A 25,238-nucleotide genomic window follows, 5' to 3' on the forward strand; every position below is an offset into this window, starting at 1 on the left:
GCGGCGATCCTTGAGGGGGGTGGTGCACTGGCTGGTGGCACGGGCGCGGCCTACCGGAGGCCTCCGACGGACAGCCCGCCGCGCCAGTGCCGTTGCAGGCTGAAGAACGCGATGATCAGCGGAATCACGGACACGAGCGAGCCCAGGATGATGAGGCTCCACAGCGAGGTGCCTCCGGCGTTGTTCGCCGACGCGATCCCCTGCCAGAGGCCGAGACCGACGGTGACGGGAAAGAGCCGGTTGTCGGAGAGCATCGCCAGCGGCAGGAAGTAGTTGTTCCAGGACGCCACCGCGGACAGCAGCAGCACGGTGACCACCGCGGGACGCATCATCGGAAGGGCGATCTGGAGAAACGTGCGCACCTCTCCCGCGCCGTCGACCCGCGCCGCGTCCAGCAGTTCGTCGGGCACCGCGTCGCGCGCGTACACGTGCATCAGGTAGACGCCGAACGGGTTGAGCAGCGACGGCAGGATCACCGCCCACACCGTGTTGGTCAGGCCGAGCCGGGAGAACATGATGAAGGTCGGGATGACCAGGGCGGTGGCGGGGACCATCAACGCGCCGAGCACGACGGCGAAGCTGAAACGCCGCGCGGCGAAACGGTACTTGGCGAACCCGTAGCCGGCCATCACCGCCAGGACCGTGGCGCCCACGCCACCGGCGATGGCGTACAGCGTCGAGTTGAGGATCCACCGCAGGTAGATGCCCCCGTCGTAGGTGAAGAGCTGCCGAAGGTTGCCGAGGTAGTCGACCTGGTCGGCGAACCACAGCGTGTTGTCGCCGCCGAAAAGGCCCGGCGCGTCCTTGGAGCTGTTGACGACGACCCACCAGAACGGTACGAGGAAATAGATCACCAGGAAGCCGAGGAGGATCTGCAGCGGGAGATAGCGCTGCGGCCGACGGGAGCCGGCGCGGACGCTCGTGGGGGCGGTCATCTACAGGAAGCTCCTCCGCTTGCGGGTGAAGAACAGGAAGGCGTACACGCAGATGAAGACGATGCCGCCGAGGGCGAACGAGATCGCCGACCCGTAGTTGAAGTTGGCCAGCGCGAACGCCTGCTGGTACGCGTACATGTTGGGGGTGAAGTCCGTCCCGATCGTGCCCGCGGCGAGGTATCGCAGGATCTGCGGTTCGTTGAAGAACTGCAGGGTGCCGATGAGCGAGAAGACCAGGATCAGGATCAGCGCGGGTGCGATCAGCGGGATCTTGATCCGCGTCGCGATCTGCCACCGCCCGGCGCCGTCCATCCGGGCGGCCTCGTAGAGCGTCGGATCGACGCCCTGCAACGCCGCGTACAGGATGATCATGTAATAGCCGGCCCACTGCCAGGTGACGACGTTGAGCAGGCCGTAGAAGATCAGATCACTGCTCAGGAAATCCGGTGCGGTGGCGCCGAACAGCCCGAAGATGTCGGTGAGCGGGCCGAAGCCCTTGCTGTAGAGAAACCCCCACATCACGGCGCCGATGACCGTCGGGATCGCGTACGGCAGGAAGATCATCAGGCGGGAGAAGCGAGCGAACAGCGTGGTCACCGCGTCCAGGATGAGGGCCATCGCGAGCGCGAGGACGATCTGGATCGGGATGGAGACGAGCGAGAAGCGGATGACGAACCACGCCCCGGACAGGAAACTCGGGTCGGTGAACGCCTTCACGTAGTTGTCGAAGAGGACGAAGCTGGTGCCGCCGATCAGCTTCTTCTGAAAGAGGCTGAGATACAGCGCGTACGCCAGCGGAGCGATGAGGAACGCCAGGAAGACGATCCCGAATGGCCCGACGAAGAGCCACCCCATCAGGTGCTCGCGGAGGTGTACCTTGCCACGGATCGTGCGCGTCCCGTTGCGGGCGCGCGGTGCGCTCTTCTCGGTCAGGAGTGTCATTGTGGTCTCTCCGGGACGTGGACGCCGAGGGTCGAGGGTGGGCCGCCCGCCCGCTGACGGCGCGGCCCACCCGTGAGGTCACTGAACGGTGAAGCCTTGTTCCTTGGCGTACTTCGCCACGTCCTCCTGGATCCGGTCGGCCGCCTGGGAACCGGTGATGGACCCCTTGATGACCTCGCTGACCTGCTTCGTCATGGCGTCGAGGTAGTACTGGCCGAAGGGGGCGTACGCGACGCCCTGGTAGGCGTCGGCGGCGGGGACGTAGACCTCCTTGTTCGCCTGCTGGCCGTCGAAGAACGGCACCTTCAGGTCGATGAACGCGGGGTCCTTCAGCGCCGTGAGGTTCAGCGGGAAGATGATCTGGTTGGTCCAGCCGTCGGTGAGTGACTCCTTGTCGGCGTACAGCCCGTAGGCGGCCTTCGCCGCCAACTCCGGCTTCTTGGACTGCTTGGTCACCGAGAACGCCGACCCGCCCCAGTTCACCTGCACCGGGTTGGCCTCGTCCCACTGCGGCAGCGGCGCCACCGCGAACTTGCCGGTGTCCTCGCCCTTGCCGACGCCCGCGCCGGTGAGGTAGCCGGGCGCCCACGCCGCCGAGATGTACGTCGCGTAGTTGCCGTTGATCACGCCGGAGATGTACTCCGGGGTGAACTGGTCCTGCGTCCCGACCAGGCCCTTCTTGGCCAGGCCACCCCAGTAGTCCAGCACGTCCTTGGACGCCTGGTCGTTGAGCTTCACACCGATCGACTTCGGCTGCGCCGGGTCGAAGGTGAAGGGCGTGGCGCCCTTCTGGATCTGGAGCGCCATCAGGACCGCCGGGACGTTCGCGCCGAGGTCCCCGAACAGCGGTCCACCGGCATCCTTGACCTTCTGCGCGGCCTGTTCGTACTCGGCCCAGGTCTTCGGTGGGGTGATCTTGTACTTGTCGAAGATGTCCTTGCGGTAGATCATGCCCATCGGGCCACCGTCGACCGGGACGCCGTAGACCGCGTCACCGACCGACACGTCCTTCCAGGCACCCTCGCTGTAGTCGGCCTTGACCGCGTCGTAGCCGTACTTCTTGATGTCGACGAGCGCGCCCTGGATCTGGAAGGTCGGGATCCGGTCCGCCTCGACCATGATCACGTCAGGCGCGCCGGTGCCCGCCGAGATCGCCGTCTGGAACTTGTCGTACTCGTCGCCGCCCTGCCCGACGTTGGTCCAGCAGACCTGCACCTCGTTGTTCAGCTTGTTGAAGTTGTCGACGACGAGTTGGGTGTTGGGGTACCAGCCCCACATCGTCACGACCGGCAGGTCCTTCTTCGTGATGGTGTTCGTGCAGTTGCTCGCGTCGTTTCCGCCCTCGTCGGAGGAGCAGGCGACGAGGCCGGTACCGACGGCGAGCATGGCAACCGTGGCGAGAATCCGTCTTCTCTTCATTGAGGTGGTTCCCTTCGGGGTGGCGGTGCGGAGGCATCCGTGCGCTGGCGGGCGCCACCAGGGCAGGAAGCCTGCTCCCGGTGGCGTCGCCTGGAACGGCTCCTAGCGCTTGAACAGACGCGGCGCCAGGTCGATGAGGTTCTTCTGCCACACGTCCCAGCCGTGCGGCCCGGGGGTCACCCCGTCGAACTCGTAGCGGATACCGAGGTTGTCCAGCGTGGTCAGGGACGCCATGAAGCTCGGGTACACGAAGTCGGTCTGGTCACCGACGTACAGGCGCAGCATCTTCGTCCCGCTGTTGATCGCCTCCACGTCGACGCCGGTGCCGCTGCCGAACCCGGCCGAGAACGCGGCGACGTAGGCGAATTCGCCGGGGTACGCCCGCAGCACCCCGAACGCCTGCCCGCCGCCCATCGACAGGCCGGCGAGGGCCTGCTGCGACGACTCGCCGGAGACGTGGTAGCGGGCCCGGGCCGTGGGGACGATGTTCTCCAGCAGCTCCCGGTTGAAGTTGGACGAGTTGCCGTTGCCCATCACGACCACCATGGGCACCAGGTCACCGTCGAGGAACTGGTGGTCGAGGATCTGCTTGGCACGTCCCATCTCGACCCAGTCCGTGTAGTTCTGACCCCCGCCGTGCTGGAGGTAGAGGACCGGGTACGGCTCGGCACGGCCCGGGTCGTACCCGGGTGGGGTCCACACCAGAGCCGTGCGGTCCTGGCCTGCCACGGTGCTGGCATAGGTCATGGTCTCGACCTTCCCGCCCAGGCCGGCGGGGACGTCCGACAGCAGGCGGGCACCCGGCCCCGAGATGAGGAAGGTGCTCCACGTCGGTTCGGTGGTCACCTTCGTCGGGTTCGAGGTGTCCTTGAACGGGACACGGTCGACGATCAGCCGGTAGTAGTAGAACCAGGGGTCGAGGGGCCCCACCGTCGCTCGCCACCGGTCACCGTCGCGAGCCAGTGGCACGCGCAACCAGCTACCTCCCGGCGCGACGTTCGCCCACACCGTGACGTGCTGGGCGTCCGCGAAGTCGGTGGTGGTCTCGAAGGTGACGAACCCGTCCTCGCTGACGAAGGGCGTCGGGGTGGTGCCCGCCGGCGGCGGGTTGAACTCCCCCGTCAGCTGCCCGTGACCAGGGCTCGGCCCGTGGTCCGACACGTGCCGGAACAGCCGTGGCACGAAGTCGACCAGATTCTCCTGCCAGGTGTCCCAGTTCGGGCCGCCGTCCGGGTTGACCCCGTCGGACTCGAACCTGACGTCGGCCCGACCCAACGCCTTCGCCAGCCGGTAGGTGGCGTTGTGCGCCGGATCGGTCACGTTGCCCGTGTAGAGACGCAACAGCCTGACGGTGCGGTTGACCGTCTTGGCGTCCCTCCGGTCGACGTCCGGGACCGACCGACCCGAGAACCAGCCGACGTAGCCGAACTGACCCGGCTTGGCCAGCGCTGCCCGCACCGCCACCGTCGCGCCGTCGGACACTCCGGCAATCGCCTGGTGTGCCGGATCGCGGAGGACCCGGTAGTTGTCGGCGACCGCTCTGCGTAGATCCTTCAGCTCCTTGTCACCCGAGCCGTCGGCGATCACGACCACCATCGGCCGGATGGTGCCCGCGGCCGAGAGGTTGTCGAGGATCTGCCTGGTCCGCCCGAGATCGAGCCAGTCGGTGGCCGCCATGCCGTCACCCGACTGCAGGTATAGCGCCGGATAGCCCTTCGGGCCCCTGGCCGCGTACCCCGGTGGTGTCCAGACCAGGGCGGACCGTTGCCCGGCCTTGGTCCGGTAGGTCAGCGTCCCGACCTCACCGCCGGTGCCGGGTGGCGCGTCGACCAACCACCGTGCCGAGTCACCCGCGACGAAGAAGGTGCTCAGCAGCGGGTCGGACGCCACACTCGTGTCGTTCGTCGGGTCCTTGATGCTCTTGGTGTCGTCGGCGGTGATCTGGTAGTGGTACAGCCCGGGTTCGAGTGCGCCCAGAACGCCGGACCACACGTCACCACGGCGGGTCAACCCGAACTCCGCCGTGGCCGAGGACGGGCCGAAGTTGCCCTCCACCACGACCTGCGACACCGTGCCCAGTTGCTCCTGCACGTAGGCGGCCGGGACGGTGAACGACGCGTAGCGATCCGGGGAGACGGTCAGCCACGGGGTGTCGGCCGCCGCCGGTTGCGGTACGAGCAGGACCGCTGCGACGGCGATGACTCCCGCGGTGAGGGCCGCCGAGAGCCGACGCCCGCCCAGCCGGCGTAAGCGCCCATGGTACGGTTCGGTTGTCACGCTCCACTCCTCTCTGCGCCGGCAGCGGATGCGACCCGACTGACCGGCTCGATGCACTGGTGGATCTGGCCGTGGTTCTGCGTTGACACCTCCTCCCGCGTCATGCCAAGGGCACGCCGGACGTGATCGCTCGGTGCGGCACGGCCTCCGACACGGCCGGGCAGTCTCGTCGGCGGATGCACATCACGGTGATCCTGTGCTCTTCGGTGGCGCGGTCGAGCTGCGGACCACGAGGCTGGTCGGAAGCACTATCCGGCGCGGCCCCGTCCAATCGCCGGTCACCAGTGACTTCAGCATCCGCGCGGCTTCGTATCCCAGGTGGTACATCGACTGGTCCACGGTGGTCAGGCCCGGCCCGGTCGACGCCGACTCCGGAATGTTGTCGAACCCGACGACGGACAGGTCTGCGGGGACGTCGATTCTCAGCTCCCTGGCGACTTCCAGGACCTTGAGGGCCATCCCGTCGCTGGCCGCGAAGATCGCCGTCGGACGGTCGACCCGTTGCAGCAGCTCGCGCGCCAACGGCACCGCCGAGTCGGGGTTGAAGTCACCTCGGCCGATCAACGTCGGGTCGACCGGGACGCCGGCATCAGTCAGCGCAGTGCGGTAGCCCTCCTCGCGGGACCAGGCCGCCTCCAGGCTGGAACGACCCGCGATGAACCCGATGCGCCGATGGCCCAGGGCGAGCAGGTGCTCGACGGCGGTGGTGGCGCCCGCGAGGTTGTCGGCCATCACGGAGGGCCCGGTCGAGCCCCTCGCCGGGTCGATGGCCACCACTGGCGTGCGGCTCTGCACCTCACCCCAGGGGGTCACCACGATGCAGCCATCGGTCAGGGTGCCCGACAGGCGGGTCAGATGCCGCCGCTCCCAGCCCTCCGAGTACGACCCGTAGAGGTCGCTGTTGGCGTAGATGATCAGATCGAAGCCCGAGCGGCTCAGCGCCTTCATCGCTCCCTTGAGCACCTCCGCCGTGTACGACTGGAAGCTGTGGGTCACCAGGCCGAGGACGTTGGTGCGGCTGCGCCGGAGGCTCGTGGCGACCAGGCTCGACTCGTAGCCGAGTTGCTCGATGGTCGAACGGACGTGGGCCACGGTGTTGGCGCTGACGCCGTAATGCCCGTTGACCACCCGCGAAACGGTCGCGGTGGAAACGCCGGCAACCCGAGCGACATCGCTCATTGTCACGGGCGCATTGACCTCGGTCATGCCGCTCCCTCTGGACTGCAATCGTTATCGGTTACGTTTCCAGGGTGTTGCCAACGTAACGGACAAGTATTACGAACACAAGACCTCTTCACCCTCGCGCCAACCGCCCTACCAGGACGGTCAAACGGTCATGGCCCATCCTTTGCCGGGACCGTGGGCACGCTAACAACGATTGCCTTCGGTGACGGACGGCAGCGCGACGGACGAACGGCAGCGTGACGAAATGCGACGGCCCGAGCACTCGTCGGTCCACCCCACCGCCGGGGACGCACCGGGAGCCCATCCGCCGCACTCTCCCGCGCCGCCAACCCAGTCGGGCAGCCGCGACCGCCGGCCGCCGCCGGGAAGACCTTCGACGATGGCGGTCGCCCTGCGCGGGGACACGAGACACTCGACCCACACCGGGGCAACCTCGGGGTCGGGCTGCCGCGAACCTTGATCATGGGCATCGGATTCCCTTACGTAAACGTGATCGGTAACGTTTACATAGATCAAGAACGTAATCGGCCATCCCTATGTTGTCCAGAGCTCGCATCGACCCACCACCCCCGGGCCCCGTCGCGACGTCCACGTCGGCGGCGGGACCTCGCACGAAGGGAGCCAGCCCTGAACACCCAGCTCGACGGAACGCCGGAGCAGCCGGCCGGCACGAACAGTCCACTCCCCTACCGCCTGGGCCTCGACCCGCGAAGGCGTGTCGCGCCGGTGCCGCGCCGGCTCTTCGGCTCGTTCGTGGAGCACCTGGGTCGGTGTGTCTACACCGGCCTCTACGAGCCGGGACATCCGACAGCCGACCCGGACGGCTTCCGACGTGACGTTCTCGCGCTCGTCCGGGAGTTGGGCGTCACCACTGTCCGCTATCCGGGCGGCAACTTCGTCTCCTCCTACCGGTGGGAGGACGGCGTCGGCCCGGTCGAGCAACGACCCGCCAGGTTGGACCTCGCCTGGCACAGCCTGGAAACCAACGAATTCGGGCTGGACGAGTTCATGCGCTGGGTCGACAAGGCGGACGTCGACCCGATCATGGCGGTCAACCTCGGCACCCGTGGCACCGCCGAGGCCGTCGACCTGCTCGAGTACGCCAACCACCGCGGCGGCAGTCACCTCGCCGACCAGCGCCGCGACAACGGCGCGGCCGAGCCGTACGGGATCAGGCTGTGGTGCCTCGGCAACGAGATGGACGGCCCGTGGCAGGTCGGCCAGCGGAGCGCGACCGAGTACGGGCGCCTCGCGTCGCAGACCGCGAAGGCCATGCGCCGCTTCGATCCCGACCTCGAACTCGTCGCCTGCGGCTCGTCGCACCTCGGAATGCCGACGTTCGGCAGCTGGGAACGGGACGTGCTCACCGAGGCGTACGACGACGTCGACCTGATCTCGTTGCACGCCTACTACCAACCGGTCGACGACGACCTGCCCAGCTTCCTCGCCTCTGCCGAGGACATGGACCGGTACATCGACGCGGTCACCGCCATCGCCGACTCCGTCGGGGCGATCCGCAGATCGACCAAGAAGATCATGATCGCCTTCGACGAGTGGAACGTCTGGTACCAGTCCGCGACTCCGTCCACCCCGCCGAGCGGCGAGGATTGGCCGGTCGCCCCGCCCCTGCTGGAGGACAACTACAGCGTGGCCGACGCGGTCGTCGTCGGGGGTCTGCTGATCAGCCTGCTTCGACACAGCGACCGGGTGACCGCGGCCTGCCAGGCCCAACTGGTCAACGTGATCGCGCCGATCATGACCGAGCCGGGCGGACCGGCCTGGCGGCAGACCATCTTCCACCCCTTCGCCCGGACCGCCCGGCACGCCCGCGGAGCCGTGCTCGACGTGCTCCGCGCCGGCAGCACGACGGCCACCGACCGCTTCGGCGAGATCGACGCGGTCGACGCGGTCTCCACCTGGGACGACAGCACCGGGGAGATGACCGTCTTCCTCGTCAACCGCGTCGTCACCACCCCGGCCGAGGTGACCGTCGACGTCAGCGGCGCTCGGCTGGCCGGCATCATCGAGTGCGTCACCGTCGGCGGCGCCGACCTGCACGCCAAGAACACCGCCGCCGGTCCAGACCACGCCGAGCCGCGCCCCAACGGCACGGCACGTAGTGCCGACACCAGCGTCCAGCTGACCCTCCCGCCGGCGTCCTGGACCATGCTGCGGCTTCGGGCCACCGACGCGACCCCGTGATCGGCTGACGAACCACCCCGGCCGCGCACACCCTGCCCTGAGCAGGGGTACGCGGCCGGGGCTTCCCCACCACAGGGAGTTCGGCGTCGAGCCCAGGACCATCGGGCGTCGACCGGGGCACTCCGGGATTCGTGGAACAGGTTGTCGCCCTGGCACCGGGCGACCAGTTCACCGTGCGAGCGCTAATATCGCGCCCGGTCCAGGCCAAAACCACGAAATGCGATCCCGGTCATCGACGCTTCTTGCCGGGCGCAACGACGACAATCGAGAGCAGATTCCGGCAGCGCCAGGACGACGGCGCGCGAATCAATTCAGGATCAGTTCGCAGAACCGCGCGCCGACCAGGCCGGCGTCACCAGAAGAACCATTCGGTAGCGACCTACGTCGCGACTATTCCGTCTTCGATTCCAGCCTCCCGTCCACCCGACGGGGAATGGCGGCGTACTCGTCTCGAAGCTCCTCGGGCAGGATCCACTCCGGGGCGTCCTGCCACGCCAGCGGGCGCAGGAACCGCCGGATCGCCGTGGCGCCCACCGAGGTGTGTACGGCGTTCGTCGACGGCCAGGGTCCACCGTGGTGCTGGGCCCAGGACACCCGGACACCGGTGGGGTAACCGTCGAAGACGATGCGACCGGCGCGGGCCGCGAGCACGTCGACCAACCGGCGTACCACAGCGGTCTGGTCCGCCGCCCCGTGGTGGACGGCACCGGTCAGCGACGGTGGGACGGTCGCCAGAGCGGCGTCGAGTTCGGTGACGTCGCGATACCGGACCACGATCAGCAGCGGGCCGAAGCACTCGTCGGCGATCTCGGCCGTCAGACCCGGCAGACCGACCTCCAGCAGTGTCGGCGCGACCGTGAAGCCTTCGCCGGCCTCGACCTGGGGTCGCGCCGACACCCGAGCGCCGGCTCGTTCGAACGCCGCCGCCTGGTTCTCGTAGGCGTCCCGGATGCGCTCGTTCAGCAGGACCGCGCCCCCCGCGCAGGCGACCCGTTCCCGCAGCGCGTCGACCAGCTGATCGCCAGCCGGGTCGGACGGGACGAACGCCAGGCCGGGCTTGGTGCACAGCTGGCCGCCCGAGGCCGTGAAGGAGGTGAACAGCCCTCCGGCGATCCGGTCGCCGCGGTCCGCGGCCGCGCCGGGCAGGACGACGATCGGGTTCACGCTGCTCAGCTCGGCGTACAGCGGGATCGGGTCGGGCCGTTCGTCGATGGCCGCCTGGATGGCACGGGCGGCCCCGACGGAACCGGTCAGGGCCGCCGCGCGGATCGCGGGGTGACGCACCAGCGACCGCCCGGCCTGTTCGCCGTACACGGTGCCGATCACACCGTCGGGCCCACCCTGGTCGCGGATCGCCGACTCGATCGCGGCGGCGCAGGCGTGCGACGTGAGCGGGTGCGACGGGTGGGCCTTCAGGACCGTGGGACAACCCGCCGCGAGCGCGGAGGCGGTGTCGCCCCCGGCGACCGAGAAGGCGAACGGGAAGTTGCTGGCCCCGAAGACCGCGACCGGTCCGAGGGGTACGAGCATCCGTCGCAGGTCCGGACCGGGCCCGAGGGGTGTGTCGGCGGCGTGGTCGATGGCCGCCTCGACGTACCCCCCGTCGCGCAACACGTCGGCGAACATCCGGAACTGCCACGCCGCCCGGGTGAGTTCCCCGTCGAGCCGCGCGGTGCTCAGCCCGGTCTCCGCCTCCGCGGCGGCGACCAGGTCCGCGCGCCGCGACTCCAGAACGTCGGCGATGCGGTCGAGCGTCTCCGCCCTGCCGAGTCTGCCCAGTCCGGACAGCCACTGCGCCGCTTGGGACGCCCGGCCGGCGATGGCCTCCAGCTGAGGTTCGTCGGTCTCGCCGAGATCCGTCGTACGCCGCCGGCCGTCGCGTGGATCGACAGTGATGACCACGTTCACAGCAGTCCTCTCCTCACCAGATTGCCCATCAGATCGCGGACGCCGAATTGCCAGGGCTCGCACTCCTCCGCGTGCCACACCCGGTTGACCAGGGTGCCGAGCGCCGGGCAGCCGATCCGCACCACGTCGTCGACCTTGTGGGTGAAGCCCTCACCGGGGCGGTCGCGGTCCTGGATCGGTGCGAACATGGTGCCGAGCATCAGGGCGGCACCGTCCGGATAGTGGTGGTGTGGGCCGATCAGCTGCCGCACCAGTTCCTCCGGGTCGCGCGCCATCCGCGTCATCTCCGAGACCGCCTCCAGCAGGAAGCCGTCCACGCCGCGGACCTCCAGGCTGACCTCGAGCCGACGCACCTGGTCCATTCCGAACCGATCGTCGAAGAGCCGGATCAGCGGACCAAGGGCGCACGAGGCGTTGTTGTCCTTCGCCAGCGGAAGCAGCAGCGCCGAGCGACCCTCCACGTCGCGCAGGTTCACGTCGTTGCCGAGGGTGGCGCCGACGATCCGCCCGGTGGACGCGACGATGAGCGTGACCTCGGGTTCCGGATTGTTCCAGGTCGACGCGGCGAGCACTCCGACCGGAACGGCGGTGCCGACGGCGGAGAGGACCTGCCCCTTGGTGAAGATCTCGGCGTCCGGGCCGATCCCCACCTCCAGGTACTGACTCCACATGCCCTCGGCGACCAACAGGCTCTTGAGCCGGTCCGCCTCCGCCGAGCCCGGCACCAGGCTGTGCAGATCGACGCCCACGTCGATGAGCATCCGGCGACGAATGTCCGCCGCGAGCGCCAGGTCTCCCCGTGCCCGCTCCTCGATGACGCGTTCGATCATCGAGATGGGGAAGGTCACCCCGGCGGCCTTGAGCACCTGGAGGTCGACCGGAGCCAGCAACCACGGCCGGGTACGGTCCCGGGTCGCGGCCTCGGTGTTGGCCAGGATCTCCCCGAAGTCGCCGACCGGCGGCCCGGCGAGGCGGGCGACCACCGCGGCCGGATCGGGCAGTTCGCAGATGTCCCGGACGGTGGGGAATCGACGGCTGACGTCGATGACCACACCGTCGCGGACGACCACCGGCGTCGGGCCGTCAACGGACGGATCCCAGATGCGACCGATGAGGACGCTGGCGTCGACATCGTCCGGCAGCGCCTCTGCGGCAGTGCCGGACCACCCTGCGCCCGAGGCCGCCGCCCGGGGCCGTGGCATCGTCATGAGCCGCTCTCCAGCGTGGCGAGGGAGCGCTCGTCTCGGGGTCGGATGTCGTAGACGACGTCCTCGACCATCCGCAGCGGGTGCGGTGTGGACGGATGCCGCTCGATCGCGGTGACGTCCAGCTCGATGCCCGGCGCCGCTCCGATTTGCGGCGTCGCCCGCACCCGATCCGCGCTCACGCCGCCGAGGAGCCGGGAGACCGGAACGCCGAGGTCGCGCGCCGAGATATCCCGCAGGGCCGTCTCCAGCGAGCTCAACGCGGTCATGGAGCGAGCGCGCTGATAACCCATAGTCACTCCACTGTTGCGAGGCAGCGTCATGCGGATGAATTTGCAACGATCGTAGCGCCATATGCAACGGTGTCAAGTAGCAATTGCGTATGGCGTCAACTATATTGCGTAATACGCAATGGCGACGGCACCAGACCGACGCAGCGAGGGGAGACAGTGCCTTGGCGCAATCGATTCGCCGCGCGATCGACCTCATCCGTCGATCCGCGGAGCACCCGCTGTCGCTCACCGAGGCGGCGGACGTGCTCGGCGTCCACAAGTCCACGGCCCTGCGCATCTTGCAGACGCTGGAGTCCGCACGCTTCGTACGCCGCACCGGCGCGGGCACCTATGTGCTCGGTAGCGGTGTCATCGAGCTGTCCGAACTCGCGCTCGGTTCGATGGACCTGCGCCAGTTCGCCGCCGCACACCTGCGGGCGCTGCAACGGGAGACCAGCCACACCGTGCACCTGGCGCAACTGACCGGTGACGAGATCATCTATATCGACAAGGTGGACAGCCCGGCGTTCGACGCCGTCAAGCTGCCGTCGCGGGTGGGGCGCGCGGTGTCGATCTACGCGAGCGCCGTCGGTAAGACGATCCTGGCCTACCTACCCTCGGCGGAGCGCGACCGTCTCCTCTCCCATGTCGTCTTCGAGAGGTTCACCGACACCACGTTCGCCGACCAGGAATCCCTGGAGGGCGAACTCGCCCGCATCCGCGAGCAGGGCTGGGCCATCGACAACGGTGAGCACGACGCCTACGTCATGTGTGTCGCCGCACCCATCCGGGACTCCCGGGGGCAGGTCATCGCCGCCGCCTCGATGACCGCGATCGAGGTCATCGCGAGCCTCGACAGGTTGAAGCAAGCCCTTCCGCTGCTGCTGGAGACCGCGAACCAGATCTCGTCCGAGCTGGGATACACGCCTCCGCCATCCCCGACCGTGAACGATTCAGACGACGACCGGCTGCTGGGCACACCCCACTGACCGGGAGCAGTGCCGGTCGGGCTCGTCGCGCCCGGCGAGCCTGACCCGATGCGAAGCGCCGGTCCTGTCCGGGCTCTTCGTGCCTACCCCGCGTCACGTCCCGCAATCTGGTTGTTCTGAGTGGGTGCACGGGTGACCATGGTCGGCATGGCGGGAACCCGGGTGTGAGATCACCACTTCAGGGCGGGATGCCGCTCAGGGAAGCGCTGGTTGGCGCGGTCGTGGAGATCGCCTGCGACGAGTCCGGATTTTCCGGCACCAACCTGCTGCGCTCGACCGCCCCGGTGATCACACACGCGAGTGTCGACCTGACCGTCGACGAGGCCGTCGCGCTCATCACCACGCTGCGGTCGGGCTTCCGGTTCTCCCCGCACGAGCTCAAGTCCGGGCGGTTCCTACGGGGCTCTGGCGCGGACGAGGCCCTGGGGTGGCTCCGGACGGCGCTGGCCGGCCGTGCGCACGTCCACCTGATCGACAAGGAGTTCTTCCTCGTCACCCGGATCGTCGATCTCCTGCTGGTCGAGCCGTCGTACGCGGCCGGCACCCGCCTGGCGAGTGCGCACCGTCCGGCCGCTGTCGCCCTGTACGACGCCAGGCACTCGGCCGGAACCGACTGGGACGCCTTCCTCACCGCGTTCGTCGATTGTGTGCGGATGAAGCGACGGCTCCCCGTCCACCAGACGGTGCGCCGGTTCTTCGAGGCCCGCGACGCGCTACTGCGACGCCAACTCGACGCGGCCGCCGACGATGTCCTCGGCGGGCTCAGCCCGGGCCACGTGCGGGCTGTCCTGGCCCGACTCGACAACGACGACAGGTCGATCCCCCCACCGCTGGAACCGCTGCTGCCGGCACTGGCCGAGACGGTCCTGTCCTGGAGCGGTGGCCGGCGGCAGGTGCTGGTGACCCACGACGAGCAGAGTGCCCTGACAGCCGATCGGTTGACCCGCCTTCAGCGGATGTTGGCCGACGGCACCAGCGCGCGGGCGGCGGGCGTCGGCGCATTGCCGGACGGAGTGTCACCCCTGGCGGGGCTGGCGATGGTCGACTCCCGCGACGATCCGCGCGTGCAGGTCGCGGACCTCCTCGCCGGGGTGGCCCGGCGAATGCCGGGGATCATCGACGACGCGCTCCAGCAGCCGGCCCCAGCACGCACCAGGCATTGACGCAGCGGTTGTACGCGTACCTCGCGCCGAGTCGAAGGTGATCTGGACCTGCTCGACCGTCGCTCTCGACCCGCGACAGCGGAGCCCCGTCTCTGTCGTGGCCGGGCGACATATCGATGGGAGGTGTAGTCCGCGTTTTCCGGGGGCAAGAATCCGCGCATGGAACGAACGGCGGGAGGCGAGGAGCGACTGCTCGGCCAGCGGCACCGGCCCGGAAGATCGGGCCGGGCAGAGGTGGCGCCACGACGTCCCGCAGCCGTCGCGCGATGCGCCTGACGCACGGTCTGCCCGCAGTGGCGCTCGGCGCGGTGGCGCTCGGCGCCACCCTCGGTGCTGACCCCGCCGACGCGCACGCGCCGTCGCCGTTACCGTCGCCAGCCGGTTCCCGTCCGGCGCACACCGCTGGCTCGCCGACCATCGCCGAGGCACTGTCCATCGCCGAGGCACTGTCGCCCCGCGCGGTCGAGTCACCCCTGGCCATCGCCCTCCCGCTGCCGTCGTCCCACCCGCTGCCGTTGCCGTCCGACAGCACTCTGCCGCTGCCCACCGCCGTCCCCCTGCCGCTGCCGTCGTCCATCCCGCTGCCGGCGGTCCCACTGCCCTCGACGCCGGTGAAACCTCCCACCGCCATCCCCGACCTGCCTCGTACACCGCGCACGTCCCCGTCACCCACCGCCCGCGTCGCGTCCCCCTCCGCCGCCCCGGCTGCCCGCCCTGGCCCGTCGCCGTCGCCGTCGCCGACATCGACCCCCGCGACGGTGACGGTGTCCCGTGGTGCGTTCGGCGGCACCGACGGGAGCCGGACCCGGTCGGCGGACCAGTCGCAGACGGTGACAGCCGCTGCCGCAGCCCCGACTCCGGGCTCGCCCGCCCGCCCCGAACCAGGGCCACCGGCGTTCCTGGTGGCGCGGGCCTCCGCAGCCAGCGGGTCCGGTGCCAGCGGTGTCGACGCGCCGACGTCGGCCGCCGAGTATCCGCCGCAGATCTCGCCCCTGTCCCGAGGGCTCACCGTGGCTCCCGTCGACATGCGCGCCACCAGCCAGCCGGTGGAGCGGGGCCCTCCACCGCCACAGCAACTCCTGATCACTCAGCCGCGTCCACGACGTTGATCAGGAGAGATCATGGAGATAGCCGTCATCTGGATCCCCGCCGACATCGAACCGTCGGAGCCTGCCGTCGCAGTGTGTCTTTCGCACCTTCGGCACCACGACTACCGGTTGAAGGGAATCGTCCGGGCACCGTGGGAGACCGTCGAGCAGAGAATGATCGATGGTGAGGTGGATGTGGTCGTGATCGCCGACCTCGCCCACCTTCCGCCGGACCGGTCACCCCGGATCGAGGTAGCCGGCGCCCCGACGTCGACGGACGGCGGGAACCGATCGGTTTCCGACACACAGTCCGACTGACACGACGAAGCGCCCCGTCCGCAGTGGACGGGGCGCTTGGTGCCCACTGGACGCCCGCACCCGCCACACCAGCCGGAACCGGCACCCCTCCGCCACCCACGAAATCCGACGACATCGGCGGCCATCCCCGCCAGGATGGCTCGGTATGGAGGAGGTCGAAGTCGTCGTCGCCCACCGGCAGCGCGCGACGCTCCGCGTCGGCGACGTGTTCCTCAAGGTCGACGGAAACCCGGCGCACGCCGACGTCGAGGTACGGGCCATGGCGATTGCCCCGATACCGACCCCGGCGATCCTCTGGCACGAGCCGCCCGTGCTCGCGATCGCCGCCGTGCCCGGCAGGGCACTCGGCCTCCTCGGCGAACCATCGGCCGCGTCACCGCAGGCGTGGGCTGCGGCGGGTGCCGCCATCCGCAGGCTGCACGATGCGCCGCTGCCGCCGTGGCCGGGACGCAGGCTCGACGACGTGGCAGCGGAACTCGACAGCGAGTGCGCGTGGCTGCTCGCCAACGCCGTCCTGCCCGCCGAGGTGATCCGACGCAACCGCCAGATCGCCGAAGCCGCGCTCCGGCCGTGGAAACCGGTGTTCATCCACGGCGACCTGCAGATCACCCACGTGTTCGTCGACGGCGACGAGGTCACCGGCGTCATCGACTGGTCCGAGGCCGCTCCCGGCGACGCCATGTTCGACCTCGCCACCTTGACGCTCGGGCACGAGGAACGCCTGGACGACCTGCTCGCCGGCTACGGCGCCGGCGCTGATCGGGACGTGATCCGCGCCTGGTGGTCGCTGCGCAGTCTGGTGGCGTCGCACTGGCTGATCGAGCACGGCTTCGACCCGGACGCGCCGGGCTGCGAATTCGACGTGCTCAGATCCCGGATGCGGGAACCGTAGCCGACCTGGCCGACGTGCCGAGTGCGGTCACCGCCCGCCCACGGCGCGGTCGTCGGCGGGGTCGCCTCGACGCGGATCAGCCACTATGGTCAGTTCCATTATGAGACTTACTGCTTTCTGGCGTTGGTGGGGTGCCGGCACGACGAGTCACCTCGGCTCGGCGGTCGGCGGGGTGGCGCTGCCGTTGACCGCACTGACGGTTCTGGACGCGTCGGCCTTCGAGATGGGTCTGATCACGGCGGCCGGCTACCTCGCGTACCTGCTGATCAGCCTGCCGGCCGGGGTGGTCGTGCAGCGCGTGCCGCTGCGCGGCATGCAGGTCACCCTGGACCTGGTCCGGGCCGTGGCCGTCGCGTCCGTCCCCCTGGCCTGGTGGTTCGACGCCCTGACGGTGGCCCAACTGGTCGGGGTCGCCCTGGTGGTGAGCTTCGCCAACGTGCTGTTCGACGTGGCCAACCAGACCTTCCTGCCGGAGATCGTGCCCGCCACCCAGTTGCAGGCACGCAACAGTCTCAACTCCGGCACCCACGCCGCCACCCAGCTCGGTGGGCCCTCCCTGGGCGGCCTCGCGGTGCAACTGCTGGGTGCGGTGCCGACACTGTTCGTGGACGCCGTCAGCTACCTGATCTCGGCCGTGCTGCTGCGCACCCTCCCGGCCCGGCGGGTGCAGCGACCGGACGACCGGCCGCCGATGGTCACCATGATCCGGGAGGGCTGGCACTTCGTGCTCCGCCACCCGATCATCGGGCCGGCCATGTGGGACGCCACCGCGACGAACTTCGTCAGCGGCGCGATGCTCGCTCTCTTCCCGTTCTACCTGGTACGCGAGCTGCACGCGCCGCCGGTCATGGTCGGCCTGCTGCTCGCCGCCGACGGCCTCGGCGCCCTCATCGGGGCCGCGCTCACCACCCGCTTCACCCATCGGTTCGGCACCGCACGCGGCCTGATCATCGCGGCCTTCGCCAGCGTGCCCGGCGCGCTCGTCATTCCGCTCGGCACCGGTGCCGCCGGCTACCTCGCCTTCGCCGCCGGCAACGTCATCCTCGCCGTCTCCTCGGTGGTGCTGAGCGTGACCACCCGCACCTACCGGATGCTCGCCAGCCCGCCGGAGCTCCTGTCGCGGGTGATCGCCACCGTCAAGTTCGTCTCCTGGGGCGCCATCCCGCTCGGCGGTCTGCTGGCCGGCGTCCTGGCCGGGCCGCTCGGCGCGCGTACCACACTGCTGCTGTTCGGGGCGCTCACCGCACTGTCCCCGATCATCTACCTGTCGACGCCGATCCGCCGGATGCGCGACCTGCCGCTCGACGCGGTCGGGAAACCTGTCGAGGCCCGGGTGTGAACCGCCCGACGGCGCGCGGACACCGCGCTGCGGTATCCGGCCCGCCGTGCACGAGACACACATCGGTCCCCTCGTCTGTCGATCGGCGATCGGGTTGACTCGTCGGTGAGGTAGACGGGCCCGGCCGGGCTCCACACGACGGGATGCGCGACATGGCGAAGTACCTGATCCTCATCCACGGCGACGAGCGGCAGTGGGCCGCGATGTCACCGCAGGAGATGCAGGAGCGCGACGAGGCTCACGGCGCCTTCCGCGCCGCAGCCGGTTCGGCCGTTCTCGACGGCCAGCAGCTGGAGCCGGCGGGAGTCGCGACCACACTGCGTACCGACCCGCACGGTCGGCTGGCCATCACCGACGGGCCGTTCCTGGAGACCAAGGAGGCGGTGGGCGGCTACTACCTGGTCGAAGCCCCTGACCTCGACCAGGTGATCAAGCTGGCCTCGCGACTGTACGAGGTCTCCGCCGGGCACAGCGGGGTGGAGATCCGACCGGTGGTCGATCACGGATGAGCGCCGAGGTCGCCGCGGCGGTCGCACAGGCGCACCGCCGCGACTGGGCCCAGTTGCTGGCCGCGACGGCACGCCTCACCCGGGACCTCGATCTCGCCGAGGAGTGCGCCCAGGACGCCTACGCCCAGGCGCTGCGGATCTGGCCGCAGATCGGCATCCCGGATCGCCCCGGTGCGTGGCTGACGACCACCGCCCGCAACCGGGCGCTGGACGTGCTGCGCCGCGAGTCGGTGCTGCGTCGGGCCCTACCGCTGCTGGTGACCGACCCGTCGGTGCCCGGCCCGGAGGACGGGCTCGACGACGACCGGCTCCGTCTGGTCTTCACCTGCTGTCATCCGGCCCTGTCCCGCGACGCTCAGGTCGCGTTGACGCTGCGGCTGGTGTGCGGCCTGTCCACGGCGGAAGTGGCCCGCGCGTTCCTGGTGCCGGAACCCACCATGGCCGCACGGATCACGCGGGCCAAGAAGAAGATCACCAAGGCCCGTATCCCGTACCGGGTGCCGTCGCCCGACCAGCTCGCCGGACGCGTCAGCGCCGTCCTCGACGTCCTCCATCTGATCTTCACCACCGGCCACACGGCGCCGAGCGGCGCGCACCTCGTCCGCCGTGACCTGGTCGACAGCGCGATCAACCTCGCCCGCATGCTGCACCTGCTCATGCCGACCGACACGGAGATCAGCGGCCTGCTCGCGCTGCTGCTGCTCATCCACGCCCGTGACGACAGCCGGCTGTCCGCCACCGGGCGGCTGCAACTGCTCTCGGAACAGGACCGCGGGCGGTGGAACACCCGGCTCATCAGCGAGGGTGTCGCCCTGGTCACCGACGCGCTGGGCCGCAGGCCGCCGACACGGTACGCCGTCGAGGCCGCGATCGCCGCCGTGCACGCCGAGGCGCCGACCTGGCCGGACACTGACTGGGCGGAGATCGTCGGGTTGTACGACGTCCTGCTCCACCTCTGGCCCTCTCCGGTGGTCGAGCTCAACCGTGCGGTGGCCGTGGGTCTGCGCGACGGCCCGCAGGCCGGTCTCGACGCGCTGGCACCACTGCTCGCCGAACCGGTCCTGGCCACCTACGGCTACCTCAGCGCCGCCCGTGCCGACTTCCTGCGCCAACTCCACCGGTGGGCACCGGCGGCGGACGCCTACCGGGAGGCACTGGCCCACACCCACAACACGGTCGAGCGGGCCTTCCTGACCGACCGGCTCGACAGCGCCCAACGGCGCGCGTCGATCGTTCTGGAGGAGGCGTACCGGTGACAAGTGGTCAGGTAGAACCCGTCGCGGTGTCCCGACGGATCGCCGCACCGGCGGCCGACATCTTCCGGATCCTCGCGGACCCTCGGCGACACACCGATCTCGACGGCTCCGGGATGCTGCGGGGTGCCGTCTCGGACGCGGTGGTCGCCGCCGTCGGCGAGGTCTTCGTGACGAGGATGCACTACTCGCGGTACGGCGATTACGAGATGAACAACCACGTCGTCGAGTACGAGGTGAACCGGCGCATCGGCTGGACGCCGGAGCCGGGTCGAGGCCACCCGGACACCGCACCCGGTGCCACACCGGGAAGGCGATGGGGACACCGGTGGACCTACGAGCTGATCCCCGACGGCCCGGACGCGACCATCGTGACCGAAATCTATGACTGTTCCGAGCTACCGGCCGACGAGCAGGCGGCGATGGACGGCGGGCGCAGCTGGGTCACGAGCATGACCGCGACGCTGCAGCGGCTGGAGGCGATCTGCGTCGACGTGCGCGACTGAGGCAGCGCTGCCGCCGCGGCCCTCCTACGAAGCCGCGAAGGCCAGCCCGTGCTCGGCCAGCGCGGCGGCCAGGATGTCGACCGCCTTCGGCCCCACCCCGTGCATGGCCAGCAGATCGCGGCGGCTGTGGGTGGCCACCTGGGCGAGCGTGGTGATGCCGGCTTCGAGTAGGGCGCTGTTGGCTGGTCGCCCGATCGGCGGCAGGTCACCGACCTGCGCGGGCACGTGGCGGTTACTCACGCAAGCACGATAGTCCGCCCCCGCCGCGAGCCCTCCGGTCACGAGCCGTCCGGAGGGTTGGCCGGCTGCTGGCCCGGCCAGAACGGCCATTCCTCGAACGACCGGCACCGTCCGTCGTCGGCGAACCGCATGACCCACAGGTCGCGGTACTCCTGTTCGACAGGATCGCCGTAGCGGACCTCCTGACGCGACACCGCGGTGTCACCCTCGACCGCGACGATCTCGCTGGTCATCCGGAACACCTCGTCGGGGCCTTTGCGCTGTTTCTCCCACATCTGCGCGATGGCCGGCAGCCCGACCACGGGCGTCCAGTACGGTCCCTGCTGGTAGCTCGCATCCTCGGTGAAGAGGGAGACCAGGGCGTCCGTGCCCGGCGTCCGCCACACCCGCTCGTAGGCGGCGAGCCAGTCGTTGACCTGCTTCCTGTCCATGGCCAACACTGTGCCATTCGGTGGGCGGCGGGCAGCAGGAACCGACAAGCCGCAGGTCACCACCGGACGACTCCGTCGTAAGGTGTGCTGATGACCGCCACGACGCCGACCGACACGGTGGCCGAGGTGCTGGCCGAACTGGCCGCGCTGGAGGACCCCCGGACGCGCGAGGTGAACGCGAAACACGGTGACGATCACGGTGTGCACCTCGGCACGCTTCGTACGCTCGCGAAGCGGCTGAAGACCCAGCAGGAACTCGCGTGTCAGCTCTGGAAGACCGACGACACCGCGGCGCGACTGCTGGCGATCCTGATCTGCCGCCCCAGGGCGTTCGGGCGGGACGAGCTGGACGTCATGCTGCGCGAGGCACGCGCGCCCAAGGTGCACGACTGGCTCGTGAACTACGTGGTGAAGAAGAACCCGCACTCCGAGGAACTGCGCCTGACCTGGTGTGCCGACCAGGATCCGGTGGTCGCCAGCGCCGGCTGGGCGCTGACCACCGAGCGTGTGAGCAAGAAGCCGGAGGGCCTCGACCTGGCCGGCCTGCTCGACGTCATCGAGCGCGAGATGAAGGACGCACCGGATCGCCTCCAGTGGGCGATGAACCACTGCCTGGCCCAGATCGGGATCGAACACGCCGCGCACCGCGCCCGCGCTATCGACATCGGCGAACGCCTGGCGGTGCTCAAGGACTATCCGACCTCCCCGGGCTGCACCTCCCCGTACGCGCCCGTCTGGATCGAGGAGATGGTGCGGCGAGCGCACGCCTGACCTGCCGGCGTCGACCCCCGCAACCCGCAGAGCTTGACACACATCGATGTTAACGCGAACATTGTTTGGCCACCTCGACGTAACGCCACCGTCATGTCTCCCGGCCCAACCACGCTCCGTTCCGGCGGGATTCCCCAGGTCGACCGTCCCCGGGTGGCGTCGCCCGGACGCTCGCCACCGCACGGAGGACAGATGTCGCCGCCACTCCCCCACACCGGTCCGGTCATCCGCCCAGCGGTCGATCCCGCACCGGCCGGCCGCCGTGGCCCACGACGCCTACGGTCGGCAGTGGCAGCGGTGGTGGTGCTGGTCGCCGTGTCGGCCGGGCTGCCGGTGGCCGGGTCGGCGCAGGCCGCACCAGCCGTGAACCACACCAACCCGCTGGTGAACCAGCGGGCCGATCCGCACATCGTCCGGCACACCGACGGCTACTACTACATGACCGCGACCGTGCCGCAGTACGACCGGATCGTGCTGCGACGGGCGACCACCCTGCAGGGGCTCGCGACGGCGGTGGAGACGACGATCTGGAGCCGGCACACCAGCGGAGAGATGGGCGCCCACATCTGGGCACCGGAAATCCACTTCATCAACAACCGGTGGTACGTCTACTTCGCCGCGGGCCGGGCCGATGACGTGTGGCGGATCCGGATGTACGTGCTGGAGAACGCCAACGCGAATCCTCTGAACGGTTCGTGGACCGAACGCGGCCGGATCACGACACCCTGGGACACGTTCAGCCTCGACGCCTCGACCTTCGTCGTCAACGGGGTGCGCTACCTGACCTGGGCACAGCAGGAGCCGGGCATCTCCACCAACTCCAACGTCTACCTTGCCCGGATGGGCACCAACCCGTGGCAGATCACGGGCACGGTGACGCGGCTCGTCGTCCCGACGTACGACTGGGAGACCCGCGGCTACCGGGTCGCCGAGGGACCGGCCGTGATACAACGCAACGGCCGGATCTTCCTGACCTACTCGGCCAGCGCCACCGACGCCAACTACTGCCTCGGGATGCTGAGCGCCTCCGCCACCGCGAACCTGCTCGACGCCGCCTCGTGGAGCAAGAGCCCCAACCCGGTGTTCGCCAGCAACGCGGCCACCGGCCAGTACGGCCCCGGTCACAACTCGTTCACCGTCTCGGAGGACGGGCAGAGCGACATCCTCGTCTACCACGACCGCAACTATCGCGACATCAGCGGCGACCCGCTCAACGACCCGAACCGGCGGACCAGACTCCAGAAGCTGTACTGGAACGCGGACGGCACCCCGAACTTCGGCATCCCGGTGCCCGACGGAGCCACCCCGGTCCGGCTGCGGGCGCATGACCTGAGCGGCAGCTACGTACGGCACTACGACTACCGGGCCCGGGTCGAGCCGAACGTGGCCAACCTGGCCGACTCGCAGTTCCGCATCGTCAACGGCCTCGCCGGCGGCGGCTCGGTGTCGTTGGAGTCGACCAACTTCCCCGGTTACTACCTGCGGCACCGTGGCTATGCGCTGTACGTCGAGAGGAACGACGGGTCATCCCTCTTCGGCAACGACGCGAGCTTCCAACGCCGGGCCGGGCTGGCCGAGAGCGCCGGGCTCTCCCTGGAGTCGCAGAACTTCCCCGGACGGTACGTGCGTCACCGCGACGGGCTGCTCTACATCGAGGCGGTGAGTTCGACCGCCGAGCGCGGCTCCGCCACCTTCCACAGCGAATAGCCGCCGCCCACCACCAGACAGGAGGACCCATGCCTTTCACCACCAGAAGGCCGTCCAACGCCGAGCCGGTCCGCCGTGCGGGGCGTACCGGTCTGGTGCTGGCCATGATCACCGCGTTGGTCGGCGCGGCCGGTGCCGTACTGGTCGGCGCACCGCCGGCAGCTGCGGCGAGCATCGACACCAACGCCTCCTACGTCCTGGTCAACCGGCACAGCGGCAAGGTCCTCGACGTCCGGGACACCTCGACGGCAGACGGCGCGGTGATCCAGCAGTGGTCCCGTAACGACGGCGCGTGGCAACAGTTCCAGTTCGTCTCCTCCGGGAGTGGCTACTACCGCCTGAAGGCTCGGCACAGCGGCAAGGTCGTCGACCTCTGGGAGTGGAACACTGCCGACGGCGCCGAGTACCGCCAGTGGTCCGATCTCAACGGCGCCAACCAGCAGTTCCAGGTCCTGGACTCGGACAGCGGCTACGTCCGGCTCATCAACCGCCACTCCGCGAAGGCACTTGAGGTCTGGGAGCGGTCCACTGCCGACGGCGGCCGGGTCAGTCAGTACGCCGACCTCAACGGCCCGAACCAGCAGTGGCAGCTGGTCGCGGTGGGCGGCGGCAGCACGCCACCGACCACCGGCTGCGGCAGCGGGTCGACCAACGCCGAGGCCGTCCTGAGCGGAAGCACCTGGACGGCCCGCAACGGCTCCTCGACTGTCTACTCGGGCGGCGACATGTTGTCGGCGATGCAGGCGGCGGTCAACTCACTGTCGGCCGGTCGGACGTCCAAGCAGCGCGTGGTGGTGCGCGGCTCCGGGTCGATGAGCGCGGGTTCGCGGTTGTCGTTGCCGTCGTACACGACGCTGGCGGTGTGCGGCACGATCAACGTGACCGGTTCGGGTTCGGGTGACCAGGCGCCGGTGTACTCACGCGGCACCACTGACGTCGAGGTGCAGAACCTGACGCTGACTGGGTCGCCGCTGTACGGGATCTTCATGCGCAACGTGAACAACCTGACCCTCGGGCAGATCGACATGCGGCTCTCCGCCGGCCTGGGCATTCGCATCGACAACCACGGTGGGGATCGGGCGGTCAAGGTGCGCAACATCCGCATCGACACCGTGTACGTGTCGGGGACCGGTACGCACGGGGTGGAGACGTACGGCGTGGACGGTCTGACGATCGGCACGGTCACGGCACGGAACACCAGGGACTCCGGGCTGCTGCTCAACGACACGATCAACGCCACGGTGGGCACTGTCGACGCGCAGAACGCCGGCGCCGGGACCGGGTACGCGGCGTTCCGGATGGCCAACCGCAACGGCCGGGTGGGCAGCTCGTACCCGACCAACATCCGGGTCGGGAACGTGATCGCGTCCGGGGGTGGCCGGGGGATCTTCTGCGTGTCCGAGTCCGGTGGCGCGGTCATCGACCGGGTGACGATCTCGAACACGGGAAACAACTCGATCCTGGTGGAGAACTGCTACAACGTCGTCATCGCCGGGGTGTCCGGGACGGTGACGGGCGGCGGCGAGATAAGGATCGCGGCGCGGACGGAGTTCCCGATCTCCTCCGGCATCCGGTTCCAGAACCTGACCGTCAGCGGCACCAACATCACCCAGAGCCCGTGCGGTGGGGCCAACAACACCATCAGCAACGTCACGCGCATCAACTCGACGCTGACCTGGTGTTGACG

22 protein-coding genes are annotated in these 25,238 nt (G+C 69.4%); 12 read left to right on the forward strand and 10 right to left on the reverse strand.

Features of this window, described 5'->3' with window-relative positions; translation table 11 throughout:
• Positions 1–50: 50 nt before the first annotated feature.
• The 5 genes from O7614_RS20900 to O7614_RS20920 form a co-directional block, all read right to left on the reverse strand.
• Complete coding sequence (locus O7614_RS20900) at positions 51–935, reverse strand: carbohydrate ABC transporter permease (protein ID WP_278140169.1); 885 nt, start codon at positions 933–935, stop codon at positions 51–53.
• Positions 936–1,877: a sugar ABC transporter permease gene (locus O7614_RS20905; RefSeq protein ID WP_278140170.1), complete on the reverse strand. Its 942-nt coding sequence runs from the start codon at positions 1,875–1,877 to the stop codon at positions 936–938.
• Between the two features lie 78 nt (positions 1,878–1,955).
• Entirely contained in the window at positions 1,956–3,296 is a 1,341-nt protein-coding gene (locus tag O7614_RS20910; RefSeq protein WP_278140171.1) for an extracellular solute-binding protein, read from the reverse strand.
• Between the two features lie 102 nt (positions 3,297–3,398).
• On the reverse strand, positions 3,399–5,573 hold the full coding sequence (locus O7614_RS20915; protein ID WP_278140172.1) for an alpha/beta hydrolase-fold protein: 2,175 nt from the start codon (positions 5,571–5,573) through the stop codon (positions 3,399–3,401).
• A 183-nt stretch (positions 5,574–5,756) separates the two neighbouring features.
• Positions 5,757–6,779: a LacI family DNA-binding transcriptional regulator gene (locus O7614_RS20920; protein ID WP_278140173.1), complete on the reverse strand. Its 1,023-nt coding sequence runs from the start codon at positions 6,777–6,779 to the stop codon at positions 5,757–5,759.
• A gap of 705 nt (positions 6,780–7,484) precedes the next feature.
• On the opposite strand from O7614_RS20920, the gene O7614_RS20925 reads away from it, so the two are divergent.
• The gene (locus O7614_RS20925) at positions 7,485–8,960 is read left to right on the forward strand and encodes an alpha-N-arabinofuranosidase (RefSeq protein ID WP_278140174.1); all 1,476 of its coding nucleotides are present in this window, start codon (positions 7,485–7,487) and stop codon (positions 8,958–8,960) included.
• A 390-nt stretch (positions 8,961–9,350) separates the two neighbouring features.
• Here the strand turns inward: O7614_RS20925 and O7614_RS20930 are convergent, their stop codons facing one another.
• Genes O7614_RS20930 through O7614_RS20940 form a run of 3 tightly spaced genes read right to left on the reverse strand, consistent with a single transcriptional unit; the run spans position 9,351 to position 12,342 of the window.
• A complete protein-coding gene (locus tag O7614_RS20930) occupies positions 9,351–10,868 on the reverse strand; it encodes an aldehyde dehydrogenase (NADP(+)) (protein ID WP_278140175.1) in 1,518 nt (505 codons plus the stop codon).
• Entirely contained in the window at positions 10,865–12,076 is a 1,212-nt protein-coding gene (locus tag O7614_RS20935; protein ID WP_278140176.1) for a fumarylacetoacetate hydrolase family protein, read from the reverse strand. The genes O7614_RS20930 and O7614_RS20935 overlap by 4 nt, the downstream gene beginning before the upstream one ends.
• Positions 12,073–12,342 carry a hypothetical protein gene (locus tag O7614_RS20940; protein ID WP_278140177.1) on the reverse strand — a complete coding sequence of 90 codons (270 nt, stop codon included), beginning with the start codon at positions 12,340–12,342 and terminating at the stop codon, positions 12,073–12,075. Before O7614_RS20940 ends, O7614_RS20935 begins: the two co-directional genes overlap by 4 nt.
• 185 nt (positions 12,343–12,527) lie before the next feature.
• Here O7614_RS20940 and O7614_RS20945 point away from each other — a divergent pair, with 185 nt between their 5' ends.
• From O7614_RS20945 to O7614_RS20980, 8 genes are all read left to right on the forward strand, one after another.
• Positions 12,528–13,334 carry an IclR family transcriptional regulator gene (locus tag O7614_RS20945; RefSeq protein ID WP_278140178.1) on the forward strand — a complete coding sequence of 269 codons (807 nt, stop codon included), beginning with the start codon at positions 12,528–12,530 and terminating at the stop codon, positions 13,332–13,334.
• A 164-nt stretch (positions 13,335–13,498) separates the two neighbouring features.
• Positions 13,499–14,497, forward strand: coding sequence for a hypothetical protein (locus O7614_RS20950; RefSeq protein ID WP_278140179.1), 999 nt, complete (start codon positions 13,499–13,501; stop codon positions 14,495–14,497).
• 266 nt (positions 14,498–14,763) lie between these two features.
• Complete coding sequence (locus O7614_RS20955; RefSeq protein WP_278140180.1) at positions 14,764–15,606, forward strand: hypothetical protein; 843 nt, start codon at positions 14,764–14,766, stop codon at positions 15,604–15,606.
• Between the two features lie 442 nt (positions 15,607–16,048).
• Complete coding sequence (locus O7614_RS20960) at positions 16,049–16,795, forward strand: phosphotransferase (RefSeq protein ID WP_278140181.1); 747 nt, start codon at positions 16,049–16,051, stop codon at positions 16,793–16,795.
• A 100-nt stretch (positions 16,796–16,895) separates the two neighbouring features.
• Complete coding sequence (locus O7614_RS20965) at positions 16,896–18,134, forward strand: MFS transporter (protein ID WP_278140182.1); 1,239 nt, start codon at positions 16,896–16,898, stop codon at positions 18,132–18,134.
• Between the two features lie 152 nt (positions 18,135–18,286).
• The gene (locus tag O7614_RS20970; RefSeq protein ID WP_278140183.1) at positions 18,287–18,643 is read left to right on the forward strand and encodes a YciI family protein; all 357 of its coding nucleotides are present in this window, start codon (positions 18,287–18,289) and stop codon (positions 18,641–18,643) included.
• Complete coding sequence (locus tag O7614_RS20975; protein WP_278140184.1) at positions 18,640–19,899, forward strand: sigma-70 family RNA polymerase sigma factor; 1,260 nt, start codon at positions 18,640–18,642, stop codon at positions 19,897–19,899. The genes O7614_RS20970 and O7614_RS20975 overlap by 4 nt, the downstream gene beginning before the upstream one ends.
• Positions 19,896–20,402 (forward strand): hypothetical protein, encoded by a 507-nt coding sequence (locus tag O7614_RS20980; RefSeq protein ID WP_278140185.1) that lies wholly within the window; start codon positions 19,896–19,898, stop codon positions 20,400–20,402. Before O7614_RS20975 ends, O7614_RS20980 begins: the two co-directional genes overlap by 4 nt.
• Positions 20,403–20,426: 24 nt before the next feature.
• On the opposite strand, the gene O7614_RS20985 is transcribed toward O7614_RS20980, so the two are convergent.
• Positions 20,427–20,642 (reverse strand): DNA-binding protein, encoded by a 216-nt coding sequence (locus O7614_RS20985; protein WP_278140186.1) that lies wholly within the window; start codon positions 20,640–20,642, stop codon positions 20,427–20,429.
• Positions 20,643–20,680: 38 nt separating this feature from the next.
• A complete protein-coding gene (locus O7614_RS20990; RefSeq protein WP_278140187.1) occupies positions 20,681–21,073 on the reverse strand; it encodes a nuclear transport factor 2 family protein in 393 nt (130 codons plus the stop codon).
• Between the two features lie 90 nt (positions 21,074–21,163).
• Here O7614_RS20990 and O7614_RS20995 point away from each other — a divergent pair, with 90 nt between their 5' ends.
• From O7614_RS20995 to O7614_RS21005, 3 genes are all read left to right on the forward strand, one after another.
• Positions 21,164–21,844, forward strand: coding sequence for a DNA alkylation repair protein (locus O7614_RS20995; protein WP_278140188.1), 681 nt, complete (start codon positions 21,164–21,166; stop codon positions 21,842–21,844).
• Positions 21,845–22,132: 288 nt separating this feature from the next.
• Entirely contained in the window at positions 22,133–23,551 is a 1,419-nt protein-coding gene (locus tag O7614_RS21000; RefSeq protein ID WP_278140189.1) for a family 43 glycosylhydrolase, read from the forward strand.
• A 104-nt stretch (positions 23,552–23,655) separates the two neighbouring features.
• Positions 23,656–25,236 carry an RICIN domain-containing protein gene (locus tag O7614_RS21005; RefSeq protein WP_278142317.1) on the forward strand — a complete coding sequence of 527 codons (1,581 nt, stop codon included), beginning with the start codon at positions 23,656–23,658 and terminating at the stop codon, positions 25,234–25,236.
• Positions 25,237–25,238 lie beyond the last annotated feature (2 nt).

This window comes from Micromonospora sp. WMMD961, assembly GCF_029626145.1.
GTDB lineage: Bacteria > Actinomycetota > Actinomycetes > Mycobacteriales > Micromonosporaceae > Micromonospora.

Bases quoted from the DNA above. Each gene is read 5' to 3' on its own strand.
- O7614_RS20900 (WP_278140169.1), bottom strand. From the start codon at position 935: ATGACCGCCCCCACGAGCGTCCGCGCCGGCTCCCGTCGGCCGCAGCGC.
- O7614_RS20905 (WP_278140170.1), bottom strand. From the start codon at position 1,877: ATGACACTCCTGACCGAGAAGAGCGCACCGCGCGCCCGCAACGGGACG.
- O7614_RS20910 (WP_278140171.1), bottom strand. From the start codon at position 3,296: ATGAAGAGAAGACGGATTCTCGCCACGGTTGCCATGCTCGCCGTCGGT.
- O7614_RS20920 (WP_278140173.1), bottom strand. From the start codon at position 6,779: ATGACCGAGGTCAATGCGCCCGTGACAATGAGCGATGTCGCTCGGGTT.
- O7614_RS20935 (WP_278140176.1), bottom strand. From the start codon at position 12,076: ATGACGATGCCACGGCCCCGGGCGGCGGCCTCGGGCGCAGGGTGGTCC.
- O7614_RS20940 (WP_278140177.1), bottom strand. From the start codon at position 12,342: ATGACCGCGTTGAGCTCGCTGGAGACGGCCCTGCGGGATATCTCGGCG.
- O7614_RS20955 (WP_278140180.1), top strand. From the start codon at position 14,764: ATGCGCCTGACGCACGGTCTGCCCGCAGTGGCGCTCGGCGCGGTGGCG.
- O7614_RS20960 (WP_278140181.1), top strand. From the start codon at position 16,049: ATGGAGGAGGTCGAAGTCGTCGTCGCCCACCGGCAGCGCGCGACGCTC.
- O7614_RS20965 (WP_278140182.1), top strand. From the start codon at position 16,896: ATGAGACTTACTGCTTTCTGGCGTTGGTGGGGTGCCGGCACGACGAGT.
- O7614_RS20970 (WP_278140183.1), top strand. From the start codon at position 18,287: ATGGCGAAGTACCTGATCCTCATCCACGGCGACGAGCGGCAGTGGGCC.
- O7614_RS20975 (WP_278140184.1), top strand. From the start codon at position 18,640: ATGAGCGCCGAGGTCGCCGCGGCGGTCGCACAGGCGCACCGCCGCGAC.
- O7614_RS20990 (WP_278140187.1), bottom strand. From the start codon at position 21,073: ATGGACAGGAAGCAGGTCAACGACTGGCTCGCCGCCTACGAGCGGGTG.
- O7614_RS20995 (WP_278140188.1), top strand. From the start codon at position 21,164: ATGACCGCCACGACGCCGACCGACACGGTGGCCGAGGTGCTGGCCGAA.
- O7614_RS21005 (WP_278142317.1), top strand. From the start codon at position 23,656: ATGATCACCGCGTTGGTCGGCGCGGCCGGTGCCGTACTGGTCGGCGCA.